Here is a 24107-nt window from a genome sequence, read left to right on the forward strand (position 1 = left end):
TGTGAATAGTTTCCTGGTGGAACCAATAAATTTTTAAACTAGCGCTTAGCCATTTCAAAGCATCATGTTCCATGAAACAGGGTGCTATCAGAGGAGTTTTAGAGTGATTAGCATATTCGACATGTTCAAAGTCGGCATCGGGCCTTCCAGCTCCCATACCGTCGGGCCAATGAAGGCCGGGAAACAGTTTGTCGACGCACTGATCGAACAGGGACTGCTGGACAGTACCACCCGCATCGCAGTGGACGTTTACGGTTCTCTTTCCCTGACGGGGAAAGGCCACCACACCGATATCGCGATTATTATGGGTCTGGCCGGCAACCAGCCTGATAACGTCGATATCGACGCTATTCCGGCTTTTATTCGCGACGTGGAAACCCGCGGTCGTCTGCTAATTGCTCAGGGTCGGCATGAAGTCGATTTTCCGCAGGATAACGGCATGCGTTTTCGCAGCGACAACCTGCCGCTTCACGAAAACGGCATGCAGATCCACGCCTATAACGGCGACAAAGAGATCTACAGCAAAACCTATTATTCCATCGGCGGCGGCTTCATCGTCGACGAAGAACACTTTGGTAAAGATGCGGCCAGCGAAGTCACCGTGCCTTATCCGTTCCATTCCGCACAGGAAATGCTTCAGCACTGCAAGGACACCGGGCTGTCCGTGTCCGGCATGGTAATGCAGAACGAACTGGCACTGCATAGCCGCCAGGAAATCGAAGACTACTTCGCCAACATCTGGCAAACCATGCGCGCCTGTATCGATCGCGGCATGAATACCGAAGGCGTGCTGCCTGGCCCGCTGCGCGTGCCGCGTCGTGCCTCTGCCCTGCGCAGGATGCTGGTGTCCAGCGACAAGCTGTCCAACGATCCAATGAACGTGGTTGACTGGGTGAACATGTTTGCCCTGGCGGTGAACGAAGAGAACGCCGCAGGTGGCCGCGTAGTAACCGCGCCAACCAACGGCGCCTGCGGGATCGTGCCTGCGGTGTTGGCCTACTACGACCACTTTATTGAGCCGGTCACGCCGGATACCTGGGTTCGCTACTTCCTGGCCTCCGGCGCTATTGGCGTGCTGTACAAAATGAACGCCTCTATTTCTGGTGCTGAAGTGGGCTGCCAGGGTGAAGTCGGTGTTGCCTGTTCTATGGCGGCGGCGGGTCTGGCTGAAATTTTGGGCGCAAGCCCGGAACAGGTTTGCGTTGCGGCGGAAATCGGCATGGAGCATAACCTCGGCCTGACCTGTGACCCGGTCGCCGGCCAGGTACAGGTGCCATGTATCGAGCGTAACGCGATTGCCTCAGTGAAGGCTATCAACGCCACCCGTATGGCGATGCGTCGTACCAGCGCCCCACGCGTTTCGCTCGATAAGGTCATTGAGACCATGTACGAAACCGGTAAAGACATGAACGCCAAATATCGCGAAACATCACGAGGCGGGCTGGCCATTAAGGTTCAGTGCGATTAAGCCGTAACCACGAAACGCTGCTTATGCGCTGAACAGCGTTCGTGATGAAATAAGCGGGAAGTGTCGTGAGGTATTTCCCGCTCACCTCGTTTTACCGAACATCCGCTTGTTCTTTCCCCGACATTCAATATCTAAAATTCAATCACCCGAGCACCATCTGCAGGAAACGATCTCGCACAGGATCGTTTAACTGAGCATTCCAGGCAATGCCGATCTGCCAGGTGGTATGTTTGCCTTCAAGTGCCACAAGCCTGACGCCGGCTGGCAGAATATGACTTACCCCCGCCGGCAGCAATGCCACACCCTCTCCGGCGGCAACGAGCGCCAGCAAGGTCTGAATATCATCTGCCGCTGAAACGGTGCGGGGAGCGAGATTATTTCCTGAGAGAAATTGCGATGTCTGTGCCGACAGCCCTTCTCCCCGATTGCGAGACAGCTGCAGCAGTTGGCTTATTTGAAGCAACTCTGTTGCAACCGCTGTTTCCGTATAAGCAGTCTGAGCCACGGCAAGAACCAGCTGTTCTTCCGCCAGGATTCGACTGTCCAGCTGTGCAGGCGCAGGCAATCGCACAAACCCAACCTGAAGGCTGCCCTCCATTAGCTGCCGAAACTGGTCGGCAGACGACATATCATTCAGGGAGACCTGCACATCTGGAAACTGGCTACGAAAGACGGCCACGTGACGAGGTGCCCGTTGGAAAGAGGAGATCCCAAAGCCCATGGTCAGTTTTCCTGCCCGTCCTTTCTGAATATCGGCCACTTCGGAACAGAATAAATCATGACGTTCAAGAACCGCTGTGGCCCCAGGGAGCAACAGTTCGCCTGCCACGGTCAGCCTTGCCCCGTGGCGACCTCGCTGAAATAGCGTGATGCCGGTAAGGGACTCCAGCGTCTGGATCTGTTTGGTCAGTGCAGGCTGCGTGACACACAGTTTTTCAGCGGCTGAATGATATGACCCTGACTTTGAGAGGGTAACGAAAGCGCGCAGCAGTTTTATATCCATTCCGTCTGGTTATCGTATGGGGCGAAATCGTGATTATACACGCGAACGTGCTCTCTGATGGAATAGCCTCCGAATCGTTAAATAAGGAGCGAAAAATGGATACCACTATTCGTACTGCCACAGTTCAGTTCTGCCACCGGGCGGGAGACAAACAGTACAATTTATCGGTGATGGAGAAATTTATTATTCAGGCCGCCCAGGAGGAGGTAAAGATTCTGGCCTTCCCTGAAATGTGCATTACCGGATACTGGCATGTGCCGGATCTCAGCCGTCAGGCACTGGATGCGTTGTCTGAGCGAGCTGATGAGAGCGCATCATTGGCCAGGATTGCAGCACTTGCCGAACAATACCAGATGGCTATTGGGGTTGGGTTCATTGAAAAGAGCTGCGACGAGCGCTTGTATAATGCCTACGCCATCTGCATGCCGGATGGCACGCGGCATGTACACAGGAAGCTCCACGCTTTTGAACACCCTGATATCGCCTCCGGCAACAGTTTTACTGTTTTTGACACCCCGTGGGGAGTGCGTGTTGGCGTGCTTATCTGCTGGGACAATAATCTCGTGGAAAATGCGCGTATTACGGCATTACTGGGCGCCGACGTTCTTATCGCTCCGCACCAGACTGGAGGAACCCATTCGCGAAGTCCCTTCGGCATGAAACCTATTCCCCCCAGCCTCTGGGAAAACAGACATAACGATCCTCAAACGCTGGAAGCAGCCTTACGCGGTGACAGCGGCCGGGGTTGGCTAATGCGCTGGTTACCTTCTCGCGCGCATGATAATGGCTTTTTCATTCTGTTCAGTAATGGCGTCGGCCTGGATAACGGCGAGGTTCGGACAGGAAATGCCATGATTATTGACCCCTACGGCAGGATCGTGAGCGAAACAGGTTCCTTTGAGGATACGATAGTGTACGCCAACCTCGATTTGCAATTGCTGCCGATGTCTACCGGCCGCAGGTGGATTCACGGCCGTCGGCCTGAGCTGTATGGCGTCTTGTGCGAATCACAGGGTTACGAGCGAGATGCAAGGACAGCGCGATTTTCTGAAGATGTGCCTTCTTTTGGCGGTGACTCTCGAAGCGAGGCCGAAAATAAGGCTGAATAGGTTGTCATCAGGAGACCAATATTTTGCCTCATGAACACTGATATCAGCGACAGATGCATACCAAACACCGCTTGTGCGGTGTTTTTTTTATCTTATCTTTTTTTATTTTTTTCGCGCTCTGATATCCCGCTACACTTTGATGATAACGTTACGCCTCATTTCTTGCGGCGAGAAACAGGGAAACAGGGATGCAAACGGCACAGCGGATTATTTCTGACTATCGCCGCAGGCGAGTTATTGTCTGCGTCGTACTCGCCATTTTAGTTTTAATCGTCACGCTTAGCGTCAGATATGCGACAGAGCGTAATCTTAACGAACAGCGCGTCGTCCAGTTTAATCAGCGAATTATTACCACACTTGACACACTTCTTGCCCCGCTGAATACCGTCAGCGACGATATTATGCAGCTCATCGGTACCTCCTGCGACAACGCCCAATTAAAAATTCGCGAACACGCCGCCAAAATGCAAACGGTACGCGCGATTGGTTTAATCAAAGATGGCGTGCTTTACTGCTCCAGTATTTACGGCAGCCGCAACGTGGGGATTCATCAGCTCCACTCGCGCCTGCCGTCCGATGAACCTCTGCTTTTTTTATCCCACGACAGCTCGCTATTAAAAGGCACCCCGGTGCTGATTTTCTGGCGGCCGCAGCTGGGGCAGCCTCACGATGGCGTGATGCAGATCGTTAATATTCAGATGTTAACCAGCCTGCTGCTTAAGCCGGAGCATCCCTGGGTGACGCGAGCGGTACTGAACGTCGGCGACGATCATCTTGAATACGGTACCGGTCTGCTAGGCAAGATAGAAACAAACGAAGATGATGTTTCCACACAAACCGTATCTAAGCTTTACCCATATTCTATTACCGCCATTGGCCCTTCTGCCGACCAGTTAACGCTGCAAAATTTACCGGCTCAACTTCCGCTGGCTTTATTACTCAGCCTGCTGGTGGGCTATATTGCCTGGCTTGCCACTGCCAACCGAATGAGCTTCTCCTGGGAAATAAACCTCGGCCTTGCCGCCCGGGAATTTGAAGTCTTCTGCCAGCCGCTGGTTAGCGCCCGAAACTTACAGTGCGTTGGCGTCGAGCTGCTGCTGCGCTGGAACAACCCAAGACAGGGCTGGATTTCGCCGGAGGTATTTATTCCTCTGGCAGAACAGCAGCAGCAAATCGCCCCACTCACCCGCTTTGTACTGGATGAAACCGTTCGCCATCTGGATATTTTCCCTAAAACACCAGGGTTTCATATCGGCCTTAATGTTGCCCCCAGCCATTTCCACGAAGGGGCGATAATTCGCGACCTGAAACGTTATTGGTTCCCGGCCACGCCTAAGCAAAAATTAACGCTGGAACTCACCGAACGTAACGCCCTGCCTACCGTGGACCATGGTGTGGTGCAACAGTTGCATAAGATGGGGATAGACCTTGCAATCGATGACTTTGGCACCGGACATAGCTCGCTCGCTTATCTTGAAACGCTGAATCCGAATGTGCTGAAAATCGATAAATCCTTTACCGCCGCCATCGGCACCGATGCTGTGAACTCGACGGTGACGGATATTATTATTGCGCTCGGGCAAAAGCTGGGTATCGATTTGGTGGCTGAAGGAGTGGAAACACAGGAACAGGCAGAATATTTACGACGTAACGGTGTGGATGTGCTGCAAGGATTTTTGTACGCCAAACCCATGCCGCTTAGGGATTTTCCTCACTGGCTCGAGGGCAACACGCCGCCGCCCCCTCGCCATGAAGACCGGGCTATCCCGGCCTTCCCTATGCGCTGACTTACTCTTCTTCGTCCTCGTGTGGAGATCGTTCTTTCTCCACGCGAACTAAATCGACGCGATAGTCATTGGCTTCGACTATCTGAATACGCAGCGGCGCGACTTCGATCACATCCCCGACTTTAGGAATATGACCATTCATCGCAATCACCAGGCCGGCGATAGACGCAATGTCTTCTTCGCTGTGCATCAGGCGATGGATATCCAGACGCTGCTGAAGCGCGTGCAGGTCCGTTGAGCCTTTCACCAGCCAGCCGTCGCCATCGCGAACGATTTCAGGTGTTTCATCCGCATCGGGGAATTCACCGGCAATCGCTTCCAGTACGTCCAGCGGCGTGACCAGTCCCTGCACTACGCCAAATTCGTTGTTAACGATAACGAAGCTACCTCGAGCACGGCGCAGCACGCCAAGCAGGTTGATTGGGTCCAGCGTTTCCGGCACAACAATTGCCGGCGACTGTGCGGCAATCGCCGCCACGTCAACACCTTCGTCCAGGGCAACCAGCAGCTCTTTCGCGCGTACTACGCCAATAATTTCATCCAGTTCGCCACGACACACCGGGAATAAGCTATGAGGAGATGCCAGCAGCTGTTCGCGGATCTCCGGCACGCTCTTCATCGCATCAACCCACGAAATCTCTCCGCGCGGCGTCATGATGCTACGCAATGAGCGCGAAGCCAGCGTCAGCACGCCGTTAATCATATAGCGCTCTTCTTCTGCGAAGGATTCCGCCTCGATTGGCGTCATAGCTTTGCTGTCTTCGCTGCTTTGGACACGTTCCTGACGCTTACCGCTCATCATGCGCAGAATCGCATCGGCAGTACGCGCTCGCAGCGGTTGTCGTGACTGATGGCGAATAAAGTTACGGCGCGCGATCTGGTTAAACAGCTCGATGATGATCGAGAAGCCAATGGCCGCGTACAGGTAGCCTTTTGGAATGTGGAAACCGAAACCTTCTGCCACCAGGCTCAAACCAATCATCAGCAGGAAGCTCAGACAGAGCACTACCACCGTCGGATGTTGGTTAACAAAGTTGGTCAGCGGCTTGGAGGCAAGCAGCATGACGCCCATAGCAATGACGACCGCAGCCATCATCACCGGCAGGTGGTTAACCATCCCCACGGCGGTAATCACCGCATCCAGCGAGAAGACGGCATCAAGCACCACAATCTGCAACACCACCACCCAGAAGCTGGCATAGCCCTTGCCGTGACCGTCATCATGCTGACGGTTTTCAAGGCGTTCGTGCAGTTCCGTGGTCGCTTTAAACAGCAGGAAGATACCGCCCACCAGCATGATCAGGTCGCGGCCTGAGAAGGTGAAATCCGCGATGCTGAACAGCGGCGCGGTTAGCGTGACCAGCCATGAAATCAGCGACAGCAGCGCCAGACGCATAATCAGCGCCAGCGACAGGCCGATCAATCGAGCCTTATCCCGCTGCTTAGGCGGAAGTTTGTCCGCAAGAATGGCGATAAATACCAGGTTATCAATACCCAGCACGATTTCCAGCACAACCAGCGTAAGCAAACCAGCCCAGATCTGCGGGTCCATTAACAGTTCCATGTCAGACCCCCGTTAAGGGCGCAGCAAATCGGCATTCCGTAGGTTACGGACGCAAGGCGGCTGATTAGTCGTATTTGCGGGCATAAAACGCCGCTGAGAGGGTGGGATTTAGGCATCCCGGCAGTGAAAAGACGTCGGTGACGGTCCATAGGGTGGGCTACTGCCCGCTACTCCTGAAAGTGAATCGGACGCTAACATTATCAAAGTAAACCAGGGCTTGGCAAAGATTTACCTGACTTTGCAATTTTTTTGCAACTTACGCTGACCATATTTTACAGCGTAATGCCATGAAATCACGGCAACGTTAAATTACGGATCTTCATCACATAAATTATTTTTTCACTGTCTAAAATAATTCCGGCAAATGGTTTGTTCTTTCTTGAACGTGTTATCTGAATCGATTCGCTGAAACGATCCCGATACACCACCGCACCCTTCGAGGGGTGTTGTAATGACAAAAACAGGAGGTAGCAAGTGACTATTGCTATTGTCATAGGCACACATGGCTGGGCAGCGGAACAATTGCTGAAAACCGCCGAAATGCTATTAGGCGAACAAGAGAACGTTGGCTGGATAGATTTCGTTCCGGGTGAAAATGCTGAAACCCTGATCGAGAAATATAACGCTCAGCTGGAGAAACTGGATACCAGCAAAGGCGTGCTATTCCTCGTGGATACCTGGGGTGGCAGTCCATTCAATGCGGCAAGCCGTATCGTTGTGGATAAGGAACATTACGAAGTGGTCGCCGGGGTGAATATCCCGATGCTGGTCGAAACCCTGATGTCGCGGGACGACAATCCTACCTTCGACGATCTGGTTGCCCACGCCGTTGAAACCGGCCGCGAAGGCGTGAAAGCGCTGAAAGCTAAGCCGATTGAAAAAGCTGCACCAGCCCCCATTGCCGCCGCGCCGAAAGCCGCTGCGCCAGCCAAGCCAATGGGTCCAAACGATTACATGAACATCGGTCTGGCGCGTATTGACGACCGTTTAATTCATGGCCAGGTTGCTACCCGCTGGACGAAAGAAACCAACGTGACCCGCATTATCGTCGTCAGTGATGAAGTGGCGGCAGACACCGTTCGCAAAACGCTGCTGACCCAGGTCGCACCGCCGGGCGTTACCGCCCACGTGGTGGATGTGGCAAAAATGATCCGCGTTTACAACAACCCCAAGTACGCCGGTGAACGCGTCATGCTCCTGTTCACCAACCCAACCGACGTTGAGCGCATTGTTGAGGGTGGCGTAAAAATCACCTCCGTCAACATCGGCGGCATGGCGTTCCGCCAGGGCAAAACCCAGGTTAACAACGCTATTTCCGTAGATGAGAAAGATATTGAGGCCTTCAAAAAACTGAATGACCGCGGTATTGAGCTTGAAGCGCGGAAAGTGTCTACCGATCAAAAACTGAAAATGATGGATCTGATCGCGAAAGTTAAATGATTGTCATCACTAATAATATTGCTCAGATTTCACACATAAGTCATCGTCAATAGGAGAAGTACAATGGAGATTACCACTCTTCAGATTGTGCTGGTGTTTGTCGTAGCCTGTATCGCCGGTATGGAGTCGGTGCTCGATGAATTTCAGTTCCACCGTCCGCTTATCGCCTGTACGTTAATCGGCGCCGTTCTCGGCGACATGAAAACCGGCATCATCATCGGCGGTACGCTGGAAATGATCGCCCTAGGCTGGATGAATATCGGTGCCGCCGTGGCCCCGGATGCCGCCCTCGCCTCAATTATCTCAACCATCCTGGTCATCGCCGGGCACCAAAGCATCGGGGCCGGTATCGCGCTGGCTATTCCACTGGCTGCTGCGGGCCAGGTGCTGACCATTATCGTGCGTACTATTACCGTTGGCTTCCAGCACGCGGCGGATAAGGCGGCCAATAACGGCAACCTGACGGCGCTTTCCTGGATCCACGTCTCGTCCCTGTTCCTGCAGGCAATGCGTATCGCTATTCCAGCGGTTATCGTCGCCATCTCCGTAGGCACCAGTGAAGTTCAGAACATGCTGAACGCCATTCCTGAAGTGGTGACCAGCGGCCTGAACATCGCCGGCGGCATGATTGTGGTGGTCGGTTACGCGATGGTCATCAACATGATGCGCGCGGGCTACCTGATGCCGTTCTTCTACCTCGGTTTCGTTACCGCAGCGTTCACCAACTTCAACCTGGTGGCACTGGGTGTGATTGGCGCAGTGATGGCCATTCTCTACATTCAGCTCAGCCCGAAATATAACCGTAGCGCGGGTGCTCCGGCCCAGGCTGCTGCCGCGAAAGATCTTGATAACGAACTGGACTAACAGGTGAGCGAAATGGTTGATTCCACTAAATTAACGACTGAGAAGAAAATCACCCAGAGTGATATCCGTGGCGTATTCCTGCGTTCGAACCTGTTCCAGGGTTCATGGAACTTCGAGCGTATGCAGGCGTTAGGTTTCTGCTTCTGTATGGTGCCGGTAATCAAACGCCTGTACCCGGAGAACAACGACGCCCGCCGCCAGGCTATTAAGCGCCATCTGGAGTTCTTTAACACCCACCCTTACGTTGCCGCCCCGGTGCTTGGCGTAACGCTGGCGATGGAAGAGCAGCGTGCTAACGGCGCCGAAATTGATGACGGTGCGATTAACGGCATCAAAGTTGGCCTGATGGGGCCGCTGGCTGGTGTAGGCGACCCTATCTTCTGGGGTACTGTGCGTCCGGTCTTTGCTGCCCTGGGTGCCGGTATCGCCATGAGCGGTAGCCTGCTTGGACCGTTGCTGTTCTTCATTCTGTTCAACGCAGTGCGCCTGCTGACCCGCTACTATGGCGTGGCCTATGGCTACCGCAAAGGCGTCGATATCGTTAAGGATATGGGCGGCGGCTTCCTGCAGAAACTGACGGAAGGGGCGTCTATTCTCGGCCTCTTTGTCATGGGGGCGTTAGTTAACAAGTGGACGCACGTTAACATCCCGCTGGTGGTGTCTAAAATTACCGACCAGACCGGGGCAGTTAAAGTGACCACCGTGCAAACGATCCTTGACCAGTTGATGCCAGGCCTGGTACCGCTGCTGCTGACCTTTGCCTGTATGTGGCTGCTGCGCAAAAAAGTCAACGCACTGTGGATCATCATGGGCTTCTTCGTGATCGGCATCGTAGGTTACGCTATTGGCCTGTTGGGTCTGTAATTTGTACTGATAACCGGGGGCATCCAGCCCCCGGTTTTTTTATCTTTGACGGGAGGTTTCATGACGTTAACGGATGTCGTGCTGGTTGTGTTTATCGCGTTGCTGCTGGCTTTTGCCGTTTACGATGAGTTTGTGATGGACAAACTAAAGGGCAAAACCCTGCTCAAAATCCCCCTACTTCGCCGCAATCGCGTGGACAGCGCCATCTTTGTCTTTCTTGTCGGCATTCTTATCTACAACAACGTAACCTCGCACGGTACCCCGCTAACCACATGGTTATTATCTGCTCTGGCGCTAATGGCTATTTATATTTCCTGGTTCAGGCAGCCGAAGATCATCTTCAAAAGTCATGGTTTTTTCTTCGCCAATGTTTGGGTGGAATATAACCGCATTAAAGAAATGAATTTATCGGAAGATGGTGTGCTGGTGATGCAATTAGAACAGCGGCGCTTATTGATTCGCGTAAAGAATATTGATGACCTCGAAAAAATCTACAAATTAATGGTTTCAACTCAGTAAGTTACAATTATAGCAAAGTCTATATTTGTGGGTTGTTTTTCACCACCTGAAACATAGCCTTTGCTATTTCATAAGATTTGTACGGCTTTATTTTAACCTTTTCATTGCATATCTCATTAAAATGAAAATCGTTATCAATAAATAATGATAAAAATAGAATTCAAAGATTGTTTTAATTTAAAAAAATATGTTAAGGTTGCGCCCGTCGTTGGGGAGTAGCCGATTTCTGCCACAGACAGAAATGTACATGTCAACATACTCGTTATATCCGTTCCTGAGATTAACGTGGCATGTACGCCTCAGAGTTCTGAGTAGGCGAGACCATAGGCACGCGCCATCGTAAAGTTGGGGATGGTTTGCGTGTATATGGATATTCCCAACTGAGGCGTAAGAATGAATCTCTCCGCAACAATCCTGCTTGCTTTCGGCATGTCCATGGACGCCTTCGCCGCTTCCATCGGCAAAGGTGCCACCCTGCACAAACCTAAATTCTCAGAAGCACTCCGTACCGGTTTGATCTTTGGCGTCATTGAAGCCATTACCCCACTTATCGGCTGGGGCCTTGGCCTGTTGGCTAGCAAGGTTGTGCTGGAATGGAACCACTGGGTGGCTTTTATTCTGCTGGTGTTCCTCGGCGGGCGAATGGTGCTGGAAGGCTTCCGCGGGGCGACTCAGGAAGATGCGCCTAAAATTCATCGCCACGGTTTTTGGCTGCTGGTGACCACCGCGATTGCCACCAGTCTTGATGCAATGGCCGTGGGCGTTGGGCTTGCCTTCCTGCAGGTCAATATTATTCAGACTGCGTTAGCCATCGGCTGCGCAACTGCGATCATGTCTACGCTGGGGATGATGGTCGGCCGATTTATCGGACCCATGTTAGGTAAACGCGCCGAGATCCTCGGCGGTATCGTGCTGATAGGCATCGGCTGCCAGATTATGTACAGCCATTTCGCCCCTTTTAACTGATCAATCGCGCTGCCAGACTCGCACCACAAAGTCAGTTTCACAGCTAAACGCCGTTTCTCCTCTCAGCTCCTCCCAAACTTCAGGGCGAGCACGCCAGGCGAACGGCGTCATTTGCAGCAGGGCAACAGCTTCATCCCCGCGCAGGTTCATCATCCAGCCTGGTTGTAGCGTCCGTTGCAGCGTAAAGCCCGGCATAGCTTCAACCTCTTCACTGTGCAAAACAATATCCTGATAAATGAGCCCTTTTAGCTGCATCAAATGGCGTGGGCCAGGCGTGGCTGTCACCACCACACCGCCGCGCTTCACGATCCGTGCAAGCTCTTCAGCCTTACAGGGGGCAAAAATGCGCACAATCGAGTCCATGCTCTCATCGGCAAACGGCAGGCGGTGGCTGGATGCGACGCAAAATTTCACTTCCCGGTAGCGTTTAGCCGCGTAGCGAATAGCAACTTTTGAAACGTCCAGCCCCCAGGTCTCACCGCCCTGCTCAGCCACAACCGCTGCAAATCCCGCCGTGTAATACCCTTCCCCACAGCCAATATCCAGTAGCGCAGAGGGCGCTATCTCTTTTAACAACTGGCAAAGAGCATCGCGTAGTGGCTGATAATGTCCGGCATCAAGGAATGCCCGGCGAGCCTGCATCATTTCCGCGCTGTCACCCGGGTCTTTCGAACGTTTATGCTGAACGGGCAGCAAATTAACATAGCCTTCTTTGGCTATATCAAATTGATGCCCCTGAGGGCAGCGGTAGCTGTTCGCGCTGGCGCTAAGCACGGAATGGCAGAGTGGACAAAGCCAGGACATAGAAAACTCCGGAGGCAACAAAGGGCGCAAGTTTAGCGCCCCTTTTGCCAAACCGCTACATAGCGGCGCGGTCATTCTCCATTTTGTTCAGCACCATCATGCTGTTGTCTCCGGCAGGCAGCCCGTCCGGCTCAATATTTTCCAGACGTAAAACGTCACCCATGATTTGGCTGAATACCGGGGCAGAAACCGCACCGCCGTAGTACTTCCCGTTGGAAGGATCGTTAATCACCACCACCAGCGCATAGCGAGGATTACTGGCCGGCGCCACGCCAGCCGTGTAGGCAATGTACTGATCTATATATTTACCATCAGGGCCGATCTTTTTGGCAGTGCCAGTTTTCACCGCCACGCGGTAACCATGAACTGCGGCCTTAACGCCCCCGCCGCCAGGCAGCGCCACGCTTTCCATCATATGCTCCACTTCATGCACAATTTCTTCCGGCATAACTCTCGTCCCTTCCACCGGCGGGTCAACGCGCGTGATAGACAGGGGACGTGAAATACCAAAACTACCAATAGTGGCGTAAACATGAGCCAGCTGCAGCGGGGTCACCATCAGGCCATAGCCAAATGCGAAAGTGGCTCGATCCAGCTCTCCCCAGCGCTGGCGCACCGGCAACAGGCCGCGGCTTTCGCCCGTCAGGCCGATTGCAGTGGGGACGCCAAAGCCAAATCTATGATAAGTGTCCCAAATATTCTGAATCGGCATTGCCAGTGAAAGACGGGACACGCCGGTATCGCTCGATTTTTGCAGCACCCCGGTCAGGGTAAGCTGCGGATAGTACCCCACGTCACGGATGTGGTGCCCGTCGAGAGTAAACGGATGGGTATCAATAACGCTGTCAGGCCGGACAATCCCCTGTTGCAGCGCCGTCATGACTACCATAGGCTTCACCGTCGAACCGGGTTCGAAGGTGTCGCTTATCGCGCGGTTGCGGAAATCGTCGAGCCTGGCGTCATCACGGTTGTTCGGGTTAAAGGTTGGGTAGTTAGCCATTGCCAGGACTTCACCGGTCTGCACATCAATGACCACCGCGGCACCGGATTCTGCTTTGTTCCAGGACACAGCGTTGCTGAGCGCATCTTCCGTCACGGTTTGCAGTCGTTCATCGATGCTGAGCTGAATATTGTGTGCGGGGCTGGCAGCATTCTCGGTGATATTTTCCACCACATGACCGTAGCGATCTTTGCGTACCAGACGCTCACCCTCTTTGCCGGTAAGCTGCTGGTTAAAACTTTTTTCGATCCCCTCAATACCCTGATCGTCAATATTGGTGAACCCAATAAGGTTCGCCCCCACCCGACCTGCAGGATAAAAGCGGCGTGATTCATCCCGCAGCGCGATACCGGGAATATTCAGTTTGTCGATGTATTGCGCCTGTTGGGGATCCAACTGGCGAGCAAGGTAGATAAAACGGCCTCGCTCGTTGCTGTGAATACGCGTGGCAATCTCGCTCAAAGGGACATGCAGCGCAGAGGCCAGCGCCTGCCAGCGGCTGTTAACCAGTACGCCCCCCTTCTCCATAACCGTTTTCGGATCGGCCCACACCGCTTCGACCGGCACGCTGACCGCCAGCGGTTTTCCGTTGCGATCTTCGATCATCCCACGCGGCACCTCAATCGGTTCTTCGCGCAGGGAACGCATATCCTCCTGCTTAACCAGGTTATCCGGGGAGATAATTTGCAGCCAGGCAATACGTCCGAGCAGAAACACCAAACTCCCGGTGATGGCCACACACAGAAGCCCAAAACGCCACTGGATAAAATTACCGGTTAATACGGGGACACCCTTCTTCACAACTATTCCTTGCTCAGCCTAAGCGATTGAAAGATTTAACCAGATCCCCGGCATTTTGCCGGGAGAACAGTGCTAAAACCTTCGCAGCTTTGCAACAAGAGGCAACAAATGATTCAATTTGTTAATAGCTTGAAAAACAGTAGATTAGTGACAGAAATGAAAAAGCCCCGTCGAAACGGGGCTTTTATCTCAATTCGGCGTTATTCGCGCCTGAGCTCTAATCCAGAAGAATTAGATGGCAGTCACGTTAACTGCAGCAGGGCCTTTCTGGCCGTCCTGGATTTCGAATTCAACGTTCTGGCCTTCAGCCAGAGTTTTGAAGCCGTTACCCTGGATTGCAGAGAAGTGTACGAATACATCTTTGCTGCCGTCAGCTGGAGTAATGAAACCAAAACCTTTAGACTCGTTGAACCACTTAACTTGACCTTTAATCTTTGCCATTTTGCAAATTCCTTAGATTGTATTCTTCGCCCGCAGGCATAACTTAGATAAAACAGAGACATTACTGCATGAGGCACTAATATAAGGCTCGGCAGAGAAGCAGTATTCAACGACAACGTGTTTACTCAGGTCTTCTTTACTGAAAATGCCACACATAAACAGAACTGTACCTCGTTTAACCCAACGTGTTATCACACACAACGTAAACAATGGCAAGCCATTTTTAAGCATGTGTCGATCTGCCGCACAGATTCAGAAAATTACACGATTACCTTAAGAAAGTAACCCGCGTTTTTTGACGTATATTTTCATCAGAAAAAGTTGTCGCAACAGATTGTGTTTTAACAACATTCCGACAACGTCTGAACCTTAGCGTAAAGCGTACTTTTCGTCCAGACATCCGTACAATAAAATCCTTTTTGAAGGATATATCTTTATGATTTTTTATGCATATCTATGCACAAATCAACCTAAAGACAATCATCGTGACTGGTACACGGATTTCATCACTGTATTTTTTACGCCCAACAGAATAAAGCCTGTACAACAGGCCTGATATTCTGCACCAAAATAATGAAAGTTTAATGACATTGCCCCAGGACAAGGCAATAAAAACGTTTCGATGGAATTTAAAGCGTGATTATCGGGCGTTAATTTAGCCAAATAGAAATAAAGCCGTCATTACCGACATTAATAATTAATTCTTATTCTTCGTGAAGGGCAAACTTTGACCAATGCGCAGAGGTGAAAATATTTGGTCGTTTTCCCCCTGCTCATGCAAGGCCGCAAGCAACTCCTGCGGTGGCTTGTCGAGAGACTCATCGGCCAGCTCGAAAACGCCCCAGTGGATAGGAATTGTCACGGGTTTGCCGATCGCTTGCCATAACGTCACTGCCTGCTGGGGATCCATGTGGTGATCGCCCATAAACCAGCGAGGCTCGTAGGCACCAATGGGCAACGCGGCCATATCGAACGGCCCCAGGCGAGTCGCTATCTCGGCCAGCGACTCGGTGTAACCTGAATCACCGCTAAACCAAAAACGCAAAGCCCCCTGCTCCACAACCCAGCCGCACCAAAGCGAACGGTTACGATCCCAAAACGTTCGCATACTCCAGTGCCGGGCAGGTACGGCGGTGAAAACCATGCCGCACCAGTTAAAGCTTTGCCACCAGTCCAGCTCTGTGACCTGCTCAATCCCACGCTGGCTGAACCATGCTTTCAGGCCGAGGGGTACAAAAAAATGAACGTCGGGAAAACGCTTAATCAACCGACGGACTGTTTTTTTATCGAGATGGTCGTAATGGTTATGGGAAATGAGCACGGCATCCAGTCGAGGTAACTGGTTAATATCGAGTGGGACTTCAGTTCGCCGGGCAGGACCGGCAAAAGAAACCGGGGACGCGCGACGGGAAAATACTGGATCGGTCAGCAAAAAATGGCCATTAAGCCGCAACAACAGGCTGGCATGCCCCAGCCACCATACGCGGTCATCACTACCGCTCAGATCGGCCTGTTGCCACCAGCGTTCAATAAATGCGGAGTAACCTTGACCGGGAGGATGTGGAAGCTTTTGCGCTTTGCGCTCCTGCCGCCACTTTTGGACGTCACCAGGTTGCCGTATTGCAGGCTCTGTATTGCGAAACCCATCAGGCAGATGGTGGGATAATTGTGGATTGTACCAAGGGTTTTTCCAGCTCATCCCACCTCCAGCCAGATTAGCGTTCCGCTACCAGACGCACAAAGTCGTCGTCATTTTCTTCTTCAACCTTCGCAGCCGGTTTGTGTTCCGGCTCTGGTTCGTTCGCTTCACACAAGCGGCGCAGCAAGGCATTTTGACGCTTCTGTAAATCCACCAGTTCTTCGAGCAGTGCAATCTGTTCGTTTGCACGACTACTGGAACGATTGACAAAAAACCACAGAACAAGACCGACAATCAACGTCACCAGCGATATCGCCAGCGGCATGATAGTTAAAGCACTAAAACCCAATTCGTTCATCTTACCACCTCAAAAAAAACGCATTCTACACCTGAGGCAGAGAGAGAAAAATCACTACCAGGGGATAAATTTATTAATGGTACAAATGCCGCTGAAAAATTGCACATCCTGGTCGCACATCACATTTATCATTTGAGTCCATAGCAGCAGGCAGGTAACAGCAATCACCAAAACGATCACCCATCTGTACTTTCTCACTACATCGCCACCTCTTGACCATAGAATTTCGGTAATTTAACACTAACCAACTAAACCATGAGTAACGTTTCCTGCTTTTTCATTTCAGAATCATCAGATTGTGACGTCAATTTTTCAGAGTAGGGTTGATGCAGGATTAGATTGATGTTTGAGGTCAGTATGCGAGCGATTATTCGTACAATTATTGTTATTGCCATCATCTGGATTGGCCTGTTGCTTTCAGGCTATGGCGTTTTAGTGGGCAGCAAAGAAAATGCGGCGGGGCTTGGGCTGCAATGTAAATACCTGACGGCACGTAGTACCGTGACCGCGCAGTTTATTCACACCGATAGCGGGATTATTGGCCTGACCGATTGCCCGCTTCTACGTAAAGTCGACACGCCGATTGATAACGGTTAAAGCGACAAGGCCGCGTGTCTTGCGCGGCCTGATTTTACAAAATCAGAAAGGATAATGGTGGTAGCCCATCTGCTGGGATAACGTTCGTGCGGCCTGATGAAGAATACGGACGTATTCAGCCAGCCCTTCATCCGAGTAGCGGATCGTTGGAAATGAAATGCTCATGCCCGCGACGACAACGCCAAAACGGTCGAAAACGGGTACCGCGACACAGCGAATGCCCTCTTCCTGTTCCTCATTGTCTTCACCATACCCCTGCGCTCTCACCTGCTCAAGCACAGGGATAAGTGCTTCTGTACTGACGATAGTCCGTTCTGTGCTGCGAACATATTCAACATCCGAAAGAATGTCCAAAATTTCGTCGTGCGGCCGCCACGCAAGCAAAACCTTACCAATGGCAGTACTATACAACGGATTCCGTCGTCCGACACGCGAATACATACGCAAGTTATAAAGTGAATCTATTTTGTGGATATAGACAATGCTGCTTTCCTCAAACGCCCCCAGATGAATCGCTTCTTTGGTTCGTCGGGAAAGCTCGCGCATCTGAACATCCGCGCTGCGAATAAGGTCGATATTCTGTAATGCCCCGCTGCCCAGCTCGAAAAGCTTCAGCGTCAGGGCATATTTTTCCGACTCTTCTTCCTGTGACACATAACCGAGGGATTTCATTGTTTGCAGAAACCGATATACGGTGCTCTTGGACATCATGACGCGCTGCGACAGTTCGGTGATACCAATTTCTTTTTCTTCACCAAGTGCCTGTAGGATGCCAAAAACCTTTAGCACGGAAGAGACGGCATCGGGCTGCTTGTCGGGGTCTGAGAGAGCCATACATCACCTCGGGTATTCTTGTTTTATAAAAATTAGAACCGTTTTTTAGTATATTGATGCCCTATGATCGCCGCAATCAAAGCCTGCTGATTCGTTACAAATCTGCGGCATTGACAAGATTAATTGATGATAAAATCATTACCCTCCTAACGACTTCAGACAGCAAAATTTTAAATATGGATAAATCAGTGTCCGATGGCTTACCTACGCCTCAGCGTTACGGTGCCATTTTGACGATTGCGCTCGGGATCATGATGGCCGTGCTCGACGGCGCTATTGCTAATGTCGCCCTGCCTACGATTGCACACGATTTGAATGCCAGCCCTGCGGAATCTATTTGGGTGGTTAACGCTTATCAAATAGCCATTATTGTGTCGCTTTTATCGCTTTCGTTTCTCGGCGATATTTTTGGCTACCGCCGTATCTATCAGTGCGGTCTGGTCCTGTTTTGCCTGACCTCGCTATTTTGCGCCGTTTCTACCTCACTGCCGATGCTTACCTTTGCCCGTGTGCTGCAAGGCTTTGGCGGCGCAGCATTAATGAGCGTGAATACCGCCCTGATTCGTTTGATTTATCCTCAGCGTTTTCTGGGTCGTGGGATGGGCGTGAATTCATTTATTGTTGCCGTGTCCTCTGCCGCCGGCCCCACCGTTGCCGCTGCAATTCTTTCGGTAGCCTCGTGGCAATGGCTGTTTTTAATCAACGTGCCAATTGGCATTGTTTCGCTGATTCTGGCGCTGCGCTATTTACCGCCCAACCAGCAAAAATCCCAGGGTCAGCGTTTTGATATCCCGAGTGCGGTAATGAACGCCCTCACCTTCGGTCTGCTTATTTCAGCGATCGGTGGTTTTTCACAGGGCCAGTCGGGGTTCATCATTATCGGTGAACTGGTTGCGCTTGTCGTGATTGGCTATTTCTTCATCCGTCGCCAGCTTCGTTTACCGTTCCCTCTGCTCCCGGTCGACCTGCTGCGAATCCCAATTTTTTCGCTGTCTATCGGCACATCAATATGTTCGTTCGGCGCTCAAATGCTGGCGCTGGTTTCACTGCCCTTTTTCTTGCAAACCGTCCTGGGCCGCAGTGAGGTTGAAACCGGTCTGCTGTTAACGCCATGGCCACTGGCAACGATGGTGATGGCACCGCTGGCAGGCTATCTTATCGAACGTGTGCATGCAGGTCTGATGGGCGCCGTAGGGCTTTTAGTGATGGCCTGCGGCTTGTTTGCTTTGGCCATGCTCCCGCACGATCCGTCCGACCTGAATATTATCTGGCGTATGGTGCTGTGTGGGGCAGGATTCGGCCTCTTCCAGTCCCCGAATAACCACACCATTATCTCCTCTGCGCCCCGCCACCGCAGCGGTGGAGCAAGCGGTATGTTAGGGACTGCTCGCTTGCTCGGTCAAAGCTGCGGGGCCGCATTGGTCGCTCTAATGTTTAACGTGTTTGGTAACAGTGGGACGCATGCCTCGCTGATTCTTGCGGGCATATTTGCCACCATTGCCGCCGTCGTCAGTGGGCTGCGAATCTCGCAGCCCAGGGTACAGGCATAAAAAAAGCGTGCCGCCTGGGCACGCTTTTCATTTCTGAGTTACAACTACTTCAGGTATTCGCCGTTGCGCAGCGCTTCGATACGTTTGTCCAGCGGCGGGTGCGTCATGAACAATTCGCTCATTGACTTGGCCTTACCGTTGATGCAAAACGCCATCATGCTGCTGGCTTCCTGCGGCTCATAGCTGGTTTTCAGGCGCTGCAGCGCTGCAATCATCTTCTCGCGGCCCACAAGTTTCGCAGAACCCGCGTCGGCGTGGAATTCACGATGGCGTGAGAACCACATGGTGATAATGCTCGCCAGAATGCCAAACACCAGTTCCAGCACCGTTGCCACCGCAAAGTAAATCAGCGGGTTGCCGTTGCTGCTTTCGTTATCATCACGGTTCCCGGACAGGAAGCCAGAAGCCACCTGAGCGATGATGCGGGAGATAAAGATAACGAAGGTGTTCACTACGCCCTGAATCAGCGTCATGGTCACCATGTCACCATTGGCGATATGGCTGATTTCGTGCGCGATAACCGCTTCCGCTTCGTCACGACTCATGTTCTGCAGCAGACCTGTACTGACCGCAACCAGAGAGGCGTCACGGCGCGCTCCGGTGGCGAAAGCATTGATGTCTGGTGCATGATAAATCGCAACCTGCGGCATGGCGATGCCCGCCTGCTGTGACTGCCGACGCACGGTTTCCATTAACCAGTGCTCCGTTTCGTTACGAGGTTGCTCAATCACCTCACCGCCTACTGAACGTAATGCCATCCATTTTGACATCAGCAGGGAAATAAAAGAGCCGCCAAAGCCAAACAGCACCGCCATGATCATCAGACCCTGAACGCTGCTCGACTGGATCCCCGTCAGGCTTAGCACCAGCCCGAAAACGACCATTACCGCAAGGTTGGTCAACAGGAAAAGCCCGATACGCATCATAATTTTCTTTTTACCTCGGTTAAAAACACGCTCTTTGCGCTCCCACACATCGTAGGGGCGCGCCGCCTATTTTCAAGCATCAATCCCGCCCAAGTGATTAATAATACATAACTTTACATTTTGTATGCATTTATCTTACATCACTGAAGACAGGCAAAAAAATGGGCACCGCTTGGGTGCCCATCCGGGAGGTTACTTGGTCGCCGTCGGCTGCTCGGCAGGCCTGTCTTGCTCCATGCCGGCAAGATCGATGGCAATATGCACCGTCTCGTCAAGATACGGATCGGGCTCCTGGTAATCCTTCGGCAAATCGTCGAGTTTCTTAATCGGCGCTTTACCTTCCCGCTTGAAGCGATCGTTGATTCTGGCCAGGCGAGTCGCGTCGTCTTCCTGATTCTCTTTTTCACGCTGAGCGTAATTCAGAGAAACAACGTTCCGTTTTTCCTTCAGGGCATTGAAGCGAGCAATGTCCTTCATGATGTACTGGAACTCAGGGTCTTTGGCGATGCGATCCTGATGCAGCTTCAGTAACTCAGGTTCGAACGGCGTAAGATCGCCGGTTTTCACATAAGTCGCCGCGTTGATGCTGTCCCACGGCAACGCATTGTCTTCGAACTTCTCGCCGGTCTCAGTTTGTTCGGTCCCGGTTGGCATCATGATGTCCGGCGTCACACCTTTCCGCTGGGTACTGCCGCCGTTAATGCGGTAGAACTTCTGAATGGTGTACTGAACCGAACCCAGCGCAGGCCATTCCGGACGCAGCATCTGATCGTAAATGCGATTCAGCGAACGGTACTGCTGCACGGTGCCTTTCCCGAAGGTCGGTTCACCGACAATCAGCGCGCGACCATAGTCCTGCATCGCCGCCGCAAAGATTTCAGACGCCGAGGCGCTAAAGCGGTCAACCAGCACCACCAGCGGACCTTTGTAGTAGACCACGCCGTCGGTATCGCTATCTTCGCGGACTTTACCGTTGTTGTCGCGAACCTGAACCACCGGGCCACTAGGAATAAACAGACCGGACAGGGACACCGCTTCCGTCAGCGCACCGCCGCCGTTAGAACGCAGATCGATAATCACGCTCTTCACGTTCTGTTTTTCCAGCTTCTGCAGTTGAACCTTCACGTCATCCGTGAGGCCAACGTAGAAGCCAGGAATATCCAGCACGCCGACTTTGTCTTTGCCGACAGTCTTCACAGACATCTTGACCGCGCGGTCTTCGAGGCGAATACGTTCGCGAGTCAACGTCACGGTACGCGTTTTGGTGCCTTTGCCCGCAGGCAGGATTTCAAGGCGAACTTTGCTGCCTTTTGGCCCTTTAATCAGCGCGACAACGTCGTCCAGACGCCAGCCGATAACGTCAACCATCGGTTTACCCGTTTGGCCTACGCCAACAATACGATCGCCGACGGTAATAGCCTTGCTCTTCGCCGCCGGACCACCGGCAACCATGGAGTTGATCAGCGTATAATCATCATCCATTTGCAGCACCGCCCCGATGCCTTCTAAAGACAGGCTCATTTCGGTGTTGAACTGTTCGGTGCTGCGCGGGGAAAGATAGTTCGTATGTGGGTCAATCTCATGGGCAAACGCAGTCATCGCCAGCGAGAACACATCTTCACTGTTGCTTTGCGCCAGACGGCGGATCGCAAACTGATAGCGCTTGGTCAGAGTTTCACGAATTTCCTGCTCGGTTTTGCCGGTCAGCTTCAGGCTCAGCTCGTCGTATTTAACTTTCGCATCCCAGAGCTTATCCAGCTCATCGACGCTTGTTGGCCACGGCGCCTTGCTGCGATCCAGATTGATGGTGTCGTTACCGGTGAAATCCATCGGCTTCGCTAACACCTTCAAGGCATACTGATAGCGTTCAAAACGGCGCTTCTGACCCAGATTATAAAGGTCGTAAAACACATCGAGCTTACCGCTGCGCAACTCATCGCCAATCTGCCCTTTCTTCGCGGCAAACTGGGCGACGTCGCTGGCCAACAGCACGTTGTGGCTGTAATCCAACAAGTTCAGGTAGCGGTCAAAGATTTTTGCCGAGAAGTTGGCATCCAGATCGAACTGGCGGTAATGAGAACGCGTAAAACGCGAGGTCACGCGTTCACTCACCGTTGCGTGCTGAGCTTCTTCCTTTAACTGAGGAATTTGGTCAGCACGGGTAATGTTGTCCAGGGCCAGGGCGCTGCCTGCCACGAACAGCAGGCTGGCGATGGCCGTAAGCTTAAAGAGTTTGTTCATGCCTGAGTCAGGCCTCCGTTTCAGAACTGCAAGTGTTCTGCGCGTACGATCATTGCCATACCAGAAGTCAGCTGTACACGGACGCCATCTTTGGTAATTTCCAGTACGGTAGCATCCATTGCGTTGTTACCGGCTTTGACTTTTATGGCCTGTCCAACCTGCAGAGCAGCAATATCGGTCACCGGTGTACGACGCTCTTCACGAGGTGCCTTTGGTGCCGGTTTCTCAGCGCGAGGTTTACGCTCTGCCCCTTCTTTGCGACGCGGTGCTGCGGCCGGGCGAGGTTTGCGTTCGCGACGTGGAGCCTCTTCAGTGACGCCTGCGGCTGCAGCGGCTTCACGTTTCTTCGCCTGCTGCTCAGCACGCTGTGCCTGAACGCGGGCTTTGGCTTCATCCAACTGCTGGCGAGCATGTTCTACATGCTGTTCGTCCAGCTCACCGCAAGGGTTGCCATCGAGATCAACGCGAGTTGCGCCAGCTTTGATGCCGTACAGGTAACGCCAGCTTGACGTATAAAGACGCAATGCTGAACGAAGCTGCGTTTTGCTGAGGCTCATTTCGCCTTCAACACGAGAGACTAAATCCTGGAAGATACCAATCTTCAACGGACGAGCTTCACCTTCTGCGCTAAAACATTGAGGGAAACGCTCGGCCAAAAATGCGATAACTTCTTTACTGCTATTCAACTTAGGTTGATTTTCCATGAAATTTCCTGATTACAACGGAATTGCCAATAAGTCGCAGGCATGAACAGGCGACATTATAATGACGCCATCGCTAAATGCCACGTTATCCGTTGCTTATCATGCTATCGAGGGAAGAATTTTTTAAAATCAGTGCCGCTCAGCACGTCTGAAAGCTGCGAAATCAAGGTTTTTAAACCCATTTCGTCTTCTTCCGAAAAACGGCCATACTCGGTGCTGTCGATATCCAGGACGCCAATTGTCTGGCCGTCAACCGTCAGTGGCAGCACAATTTCCGAATTGCTGGCCGCATCGCAGGCAATATGCCCGTCGAAAGCATGCACATCTTCCACACGCTGAATCGTGCCTGTAGCAACGGCTGTGCCGCATACGCCCTTGCCGACAGGGATTCTTACGCAGGCAATTTTGCCCTGGAAGGGCCCCAGAACTAGCGTTTGGGCTTCGAGAAGGTAGAATCCTGCCCAGTTCACGCCATCAAGGCGCTCAAAGAGCAAAGCACTGGTGTTCGCCAGTGTTGCGAGGAAGCTGGTTTCACCTGCCATTAACGCACTAAAATCGCGATTCAGATCCGCGTAAAATTGTTCTTTGTTCATTAAATAACCGTTATGTTGTCTTGCTTTACTTTGTA

Annotated in this window: 24 protein-coding genes and 1 riboswitch; of the genes, 10 read left to right on the forward strand and 14 right to left on the reverse strand. The window is 52.2% G+C overall.

All coding sequences use genetic code 11. From position 1 onward, the window contains the following. Nucleotides 1–103 precede the first annotated feature (103 nt). Nucleotides 104–1468 carry an L-serine ammonia-lyase gene (gene sdaA / locus B9Y90_RS02385; RefSeq protein ID WP_039294449.1) on the forward strand — a complete coding sequence of 455 codons (1365 nt, stop codon included), beginning with the start codon at nt 104–106 and terminating at the stop codon, nt 1466–1468. 142 nt (nt 1469–1610) lie between these two features. Here the strand turns inward: sdaA and B9Y90_RS02390 are convergent, their stop codons facing one another. Further along, nucleotides 1611–2471 (reverse strand): LysR family transcriptional regulator, encoded by an 861-nt coding sequence (locus tag B9Y90_RS02390; RefSeq protein WP_085540094.1) that lies wholly within the window; start codon nt 2469–2471, stop codon nt 1611–1613. Between the two features lie 95 nt (nt 2472–2566). On the opposite strand from B9Y90_RS02390, the gene B9Y90_RS02395 reads away from it, so the two are divergent. Both B9Y90_RS02395 and B9Y90_RS02400 read left to right on the forward strand, forming a co-directional pair. Next, nucleotides 2567–3580, forward strand: a complete 1014-nt coding sequence (locus B9Y90_RS02395) for a nitrilase family protein (protein ID WP_039294454.1) — start codon at nt 2567–2569, stop codon at nt 3578–3580. Between the two features lie 188 nt (nt 3581–3768). Beyond that, nucleotides 3769–5367 (forward strand): EAL domain-containing protein, encoded by a 1599-nt coding sequence (locus B9Y90_RS02400; RefSeq protein ID WP_085540095.1) that lies wholly within the window; start codon nt 3769–3771, stop codon nt 5365–5367. A 1-nt stretch (nt 5368) separates the two neighbouring features. On the opposite strand, the gene yoaE is transcribed toward B9Y90_RS02400, so the two are convergent. Beyond that, nucleotides 5369–6931, reverse strand: coding sequence for a CNNM family cation transport protein YoaE (gene yoaE / locus B9Y90_RS02405; protein ID WP_085540096.1), 1563 nt, complete (start codon nt 6929–6931; stop codon nt 5369–5371). A 474-nt stretch (nt 6932–7405) separates the two neighbouring features. Here yoaE and manX point away from each other — a divergent pair, with 474 nt between their 5' ends. The 5 genes from manX (at nt 7406) to mntP (ending at nt 11584) form a co-directional block, all read left to right on the forward strand. Continuing rightward, a complete protein-coding gene (gene manX / locus B9Y90_RS02410) occupies nt 7406–8371 on the forward strand; it encodes a PTS mannose transporter subunit IIAB (RefSeq protein WP_085540097.1) in 966 nt (321 codons plus the stop codon). 63 nt (nt 8372–8434) lie between these two features. Next, nucleotides 8435–9235: a PTS mannose/fructose/sorbose transporter subunit IIC gene (locus B9Y90_RS02415; RefSeq protein ID WP_085540098.1), complete on the forward strand. Its 801-nt coding sequence runs from the start codon at nt 8435–8437 to the stop codon at nt 9233–9235. Nucleotides 9236–9247: 12 nt separating this feature from the next. Beyond that, the gene (locus B9Y90_RS02420) at nt 9248–10099 is read left to right on the forward strand and encodes a PTS mannose transporter subunit IID (protein ID WP_008454033.1); all 852 of its coding nucleotides are present in this window, start codon (nt 9248–9250) and stop codon (nt 10097–10099) included. A gap of 60 nt (nt 10100–10159) precedes the next feature. Next, nucleotides 10160–10618, forward strand: coding sequence for a DUF986 family protein (locus B9Y90_RS02425; protein WP_085540099.1), 459 nt, complete (start codon nt 10160–10162; stop codon nt 10616–10618). Nucleotides 10619–10816: 198 nt separating this feature from the next. Then, nucleotides 10817–11005: riboswitch (yybP-ykoY riboswitch) on the forward strand. 6 nt (nt 11006–11011) lie between these two features. Beyond that, nucleotides 11012–11584: a manganese efflux pump MntP gene (gene mntP / locus B9Y90_RS02435; RefSeq protein ID WP_085540100.1), complete on the forward strand. Its 573-nt coding sequence runs from the start codon at nt 11012–11014 to the stop codon at nt 11582–11584. On the opposite strand, the gene rlmA is transcribed toward mntP, so the two are convergent. The 7 genes from rlmA to mgrB all read right to left on the reverse strand — a co-directional run bounded on the left by rlmA (nt 11585) and on the right by mgrB (nt 16825). Continuing rightward, nucleotides 11585–12388: a 23S rRNA (guanine(745)-N(1))-methyltransferase gene (gene rlmA, locus B9Y90_RS02440; RefSeq protein WP_085540101.1), complete on the reverse strand. Its 804-nt coding sequence runs from the start codon at nt 12386–12388 to the stop codon at nt 11585–11587. A gap of 55 nt (nt 12389–12443) precedes the next feature. Further along, nucleotides 12444–14189 (reverse strand): peptidoglycan glycosyltransferase FtsI, encoded by a 1746-nt coding sequence (gene ftsI, locus B9Y90_RS02445; protein ID WP_085540102.1) that lies wholly within the window; start codon nt 14187–14189, stop codon nt 12444–12446. Nucleotides 14190–14420: 231 nt separating this feature from the next. Then, entirely contained in the window at nt 14421–14630 is a 210-nt protein-coding gene (cspE, locus tag B9Y90_RS02450; protein WP_001062678.1) for a transcription antiterminator/RNA stability regulator CspE, read from the reverse strand. Nucleotides 14631–14642: 12 nt separating this feature from the next. Continuing rightward, nucleotides 14643–14786 (reverse strand): DUF2627 domain-containing protein, encoded by a 144-nt coding sequence (locus tag B9Y90_RS02455; RefSeq protein ID WP_085540103.1) that lies wholly within the window; start codon nt 14784–14786, stop codon nt 14643–14645. Between the two features lie 541 nt (nt 14787–15327). Beyond that, on the reverse strand, nt 15328–16329 hold the full coding sequence (locus tag B9Y90_RS02460) for an MBL fold metallo-hydrolase (protein WP_039294481.1): 1002 nt from the start codon (nt 16327–16329) through the stop codon (nt 15328–15330). A gap of 16 nt (nt 16330–16345) precedes the next feature. After that, nucleotides 16346–16627, reverse strand: a complete 282-nt coding sequence (locus B9Y90_RS02465; RefSeq protein WP_039294484.1) for a YebO family protein — start codon at nt 16625–16627, stop codon at nt 16346–16348. A gap of 54 nt (nt 16628–16681) precedes the next feature. Beyond that, nucleotides 16682–16825, reverse strand: coding sequence for a PhoP/PhoQ regulatory lipoprotein MgrB (mgrB, locus tag B9Y90_RS02470; RefSeq protein WP_071842749.1), 144 nt, complete (start codon nt 16823–16825; stop codon nt 16682–16684). A 159-nt stretch (nt 16826–16984) separates the two neighbouring features. On the opposite strand from mgrB, the gene B9Y90_RS02475 reads away from it, so the two are divergent. Beyond that, nucleotides 16985–17224: a YobH family protein gene (locus tag B9Y90_RS02475; RefSeq protein ID WP_085540130.1), complete on the forward strand. Its 240-nt coding sequence runs from the start codon at nt 16985–16987 to the stop codon at nt 17222–17224. 42 nt (nt 17225–17266) lie between these two features. Here B9Y90_RS02475 and kdgR read toward each other — a convergent pair whose 3' ends face one another. Next, nucleotides 17267–18058, reverse strand: a complete 792-nt coding sequence (gene kdgR / locus B9Y90_RS02480) for a DNA-binding transcriptional regulator KdgR (RefSeq protein WP_085540104.1) — start codon at nt 18056–18058, stop codon at nt 17267–17269. Nucleotides 18059–18234: 176 nt separating this feature from the next. On the opposite strand from kdgR, the gene B9Y90_RS02485 reads away from it, so the two are divergent. After that, nucleotides 18235–19608 (forward strand): MFS transporter, encoded by a 1374-nt coding sequence (locus tag B9Y90_RS02485; RefSeq protein ID WP_039296888.1) that lies wholly within the window; start codon nt 18235–18237, stop codon nt 19606–19608. 44 nt (nt 19609–19652) lie between these two features. On the opposite strand, the gene htpX is transcribed toward B9Y90_RS02485, so the two are convergent. From htpX to B9Y90_RS02505, 4 genes are all read right to left on the reverse strand, one after another. Then, nucleotides 19653–20534 carry a protease HtpX gene (gene htpX, locus B9Y90_RS02490; RefSeq protein WP_039296902.1) on the reverse strand — a complete coding sequence of 294 codons (882 nt, stop codon included), beginning with the start codon at nt 20532–20534 and terminating at the stop codon, nt 19653–19655. Nucleotides 20535–20726: 192 nt separating this feature from the next. Then, a complete protein-coding gene (gene prc, locus B9Y90_RS02495; RefSeq protein ID WP_085540105.1) occupies nt 20727–22775 on the reverse strand; it encodes a carboxy terminal-processing peptidase in 2049 nt (682 codons plus the stop codon). A 20-nt stretch (nt 22776–22795) separates the two neighbouring features. Further along, nucleotides 22796–23479 carry an RNA chaperone ProQ gene (gene proQ, locus B9Y90_RS02500; RefSeq protein ID WP_039294493.1) on the reverse strand — a complete coding sequence of 228 codons (684 nt, stop codon included), beginning with the start codon at nt 23477–23479 and terminating at the stop codon, nt 22796–22798. Nucleotides 23480–23583: 104 nt separating this feature from the next. Then, nucleotides 23584–24072 (reverse strand): GAF domain-containing protein, encoded by a 489-nt coding sequence (locus B9Y90_RS02505; protein ID WP_039294495.1) that lies wholly within the window; start codon nt 24070–24072, stop codon nt 23584–23586. Nucleotides 24073–24107 lie beyond the last annotated feature (35 nt).

This window comes from Cedecea sp. NFIX57, from assembly GCF_900177785.1.
Lineage (GTDB): Bacteria > Pseudomonadota > Gammaproteobacteria > Enterobacterales > Enterobacteriaceae > Cedecea > Cedecea neteri_C.

Excerpts from the sequence above, each read along its gene's own strand:
- B9Y90_RS02400 (WP_085540095.1), top strand. The coding sequence starts at position 3,769 with ATGCAAACGGCACAGCGGATTATTTCTGACTATCGCCGCAGGCGAGTT.
- B9Y90_RS02465 (WP_039294484.1), bottom strand. The coding sequence starts at position 16,627 with ATGAACGAATTGGGTTTTAGTGCTTTAACTATCATGCCGCTGGCGATA.
- mntP (WP_085540100.1), top strand. The coding sequence starts at position 11,012 with ATGAATCTCTCCGCAACAATCCTGCTTGCTTTCGGCATGTCCATGGAC.
- B9Y90_RS02475 (WP_085540130.1), top strand. The coding sequence starts at position 16,985 with ATGCGAGCGATTATTCGTACAATTATTGTTATTGCCATCATCTGGATT.
- B9Y90_RS02395 (WP_039294454.1), top strand. The coding sequence starts at position 2,567 with ATGGATACCACTATTCGTACTGCCACAGTTCAGTTCTGCCACCGGGCG.
- cspE (WP_001062678.1), bottom strand. The coding sequence starts at position 14,630 with ATGGCAAAGATTAAAGGTCAAGTTAAGTGGTTCAACGAGTCTAAAGGT.
- proQ (WP_039294493.1), bottom strand. The coding sequence starts at position 23,479 with ATGGAAAATCAACCTAAGTTGAATAGCAGTAAAGAAGTTATCGCATTT.
- B9Y90_RS02415 (WP_085540098.1), top strand. The coding sequence starts at position 8,435 with ATGGAGATTACCACTCTTCAGATTGTGCTGGTGTTTGTCGTAGCCTGT.
- kdgR (WP_085540104.1), bottom strand. The coding sequence starts at position 18,058 with ATGGCTCTCTCAGACCCCGACAAGCAGCCCGATGCCGTCTCTTCCGTG.
- B9Y90_RS02455 (WP_085540103.1), bottom strand. The coding sequence starts at position 14,786 with ATGTGTGGCATTTTCAGTAAAGAAGACCTGAGTAAACACGTTGTCGTT.
- B9Y90_RS02505 (WP_039294495.1), bottom strand. The coding sequence starts at position 24,072 with ATGAACAAAGAACAATTTTACGCGGATCTGAATCGCGATTTTAGTGCG.
- B9Y90_RS02425 (WP_085540099.1), top strand. The coding sequence starts at position 10,160 with ATGACGTTAACGGATGTCGTGCTGGTTGTGTTTATCGCGTTGCTGCTG.
- B9Y90_RS02390 (WP_085540094.1), bottom strand. The coding sequence starts at position 2,471 with ATGGATATAAAACTGCTGCGCGCTTTCGTTACCCTCTCAAAGTCAGGG.
- B9Y90_RS02485 (WP_039296888.1), top strand. The coding sequence starts at position 18,235 with ATGGATAAATCAGTGTCCGATGGCTTACCTACGCCTCAGCGTTACGGT.
- yoaE (WP_085540096.1), bottom strand. The coding sequence starts at position 6,931 with ATGGAACTGTTAATGGACCCGCAGATCTGGGCTGGTTTGCTTACGCTG.
- prc (WP_085540105.1), bottom strand. The coding sequence starts at position 22,775 with ATGAACAAACTCTTTAAGCTTACGGCCATCGCCAGCCTGCTGTTCGTG.
- rlmA (WP_085540101.1), bottom strand. The coding sequence starts at position 12,388 with ATGTCCTGGCTTTGTCCACTCTGCCATTCCGTGCTTAGCGCCAGCGCG.
- B9Y90_RS02420 (WP_008454033.1), top strand. The coding sequence starts at position 9,248 with ATGGTTGATTCCACTAAATTAACGACTGAGAAGAAAATCACCCAGAGT.
- htpX (WP_039296902.1), bottom strand. The coding sequence starts at position 20,534 with ATGATGCGTATCGGGCTTTTCCTGTTGACCAACCTTGCGGTAATGGTC.
- B9Y90_RS02460 (WP_039294481.1), bottom strand. The coding sequence starts at position 16,329 with ATGAGCTGGAAAAACCCTTGGTACAATCCACAATTATCCCACCATCTG.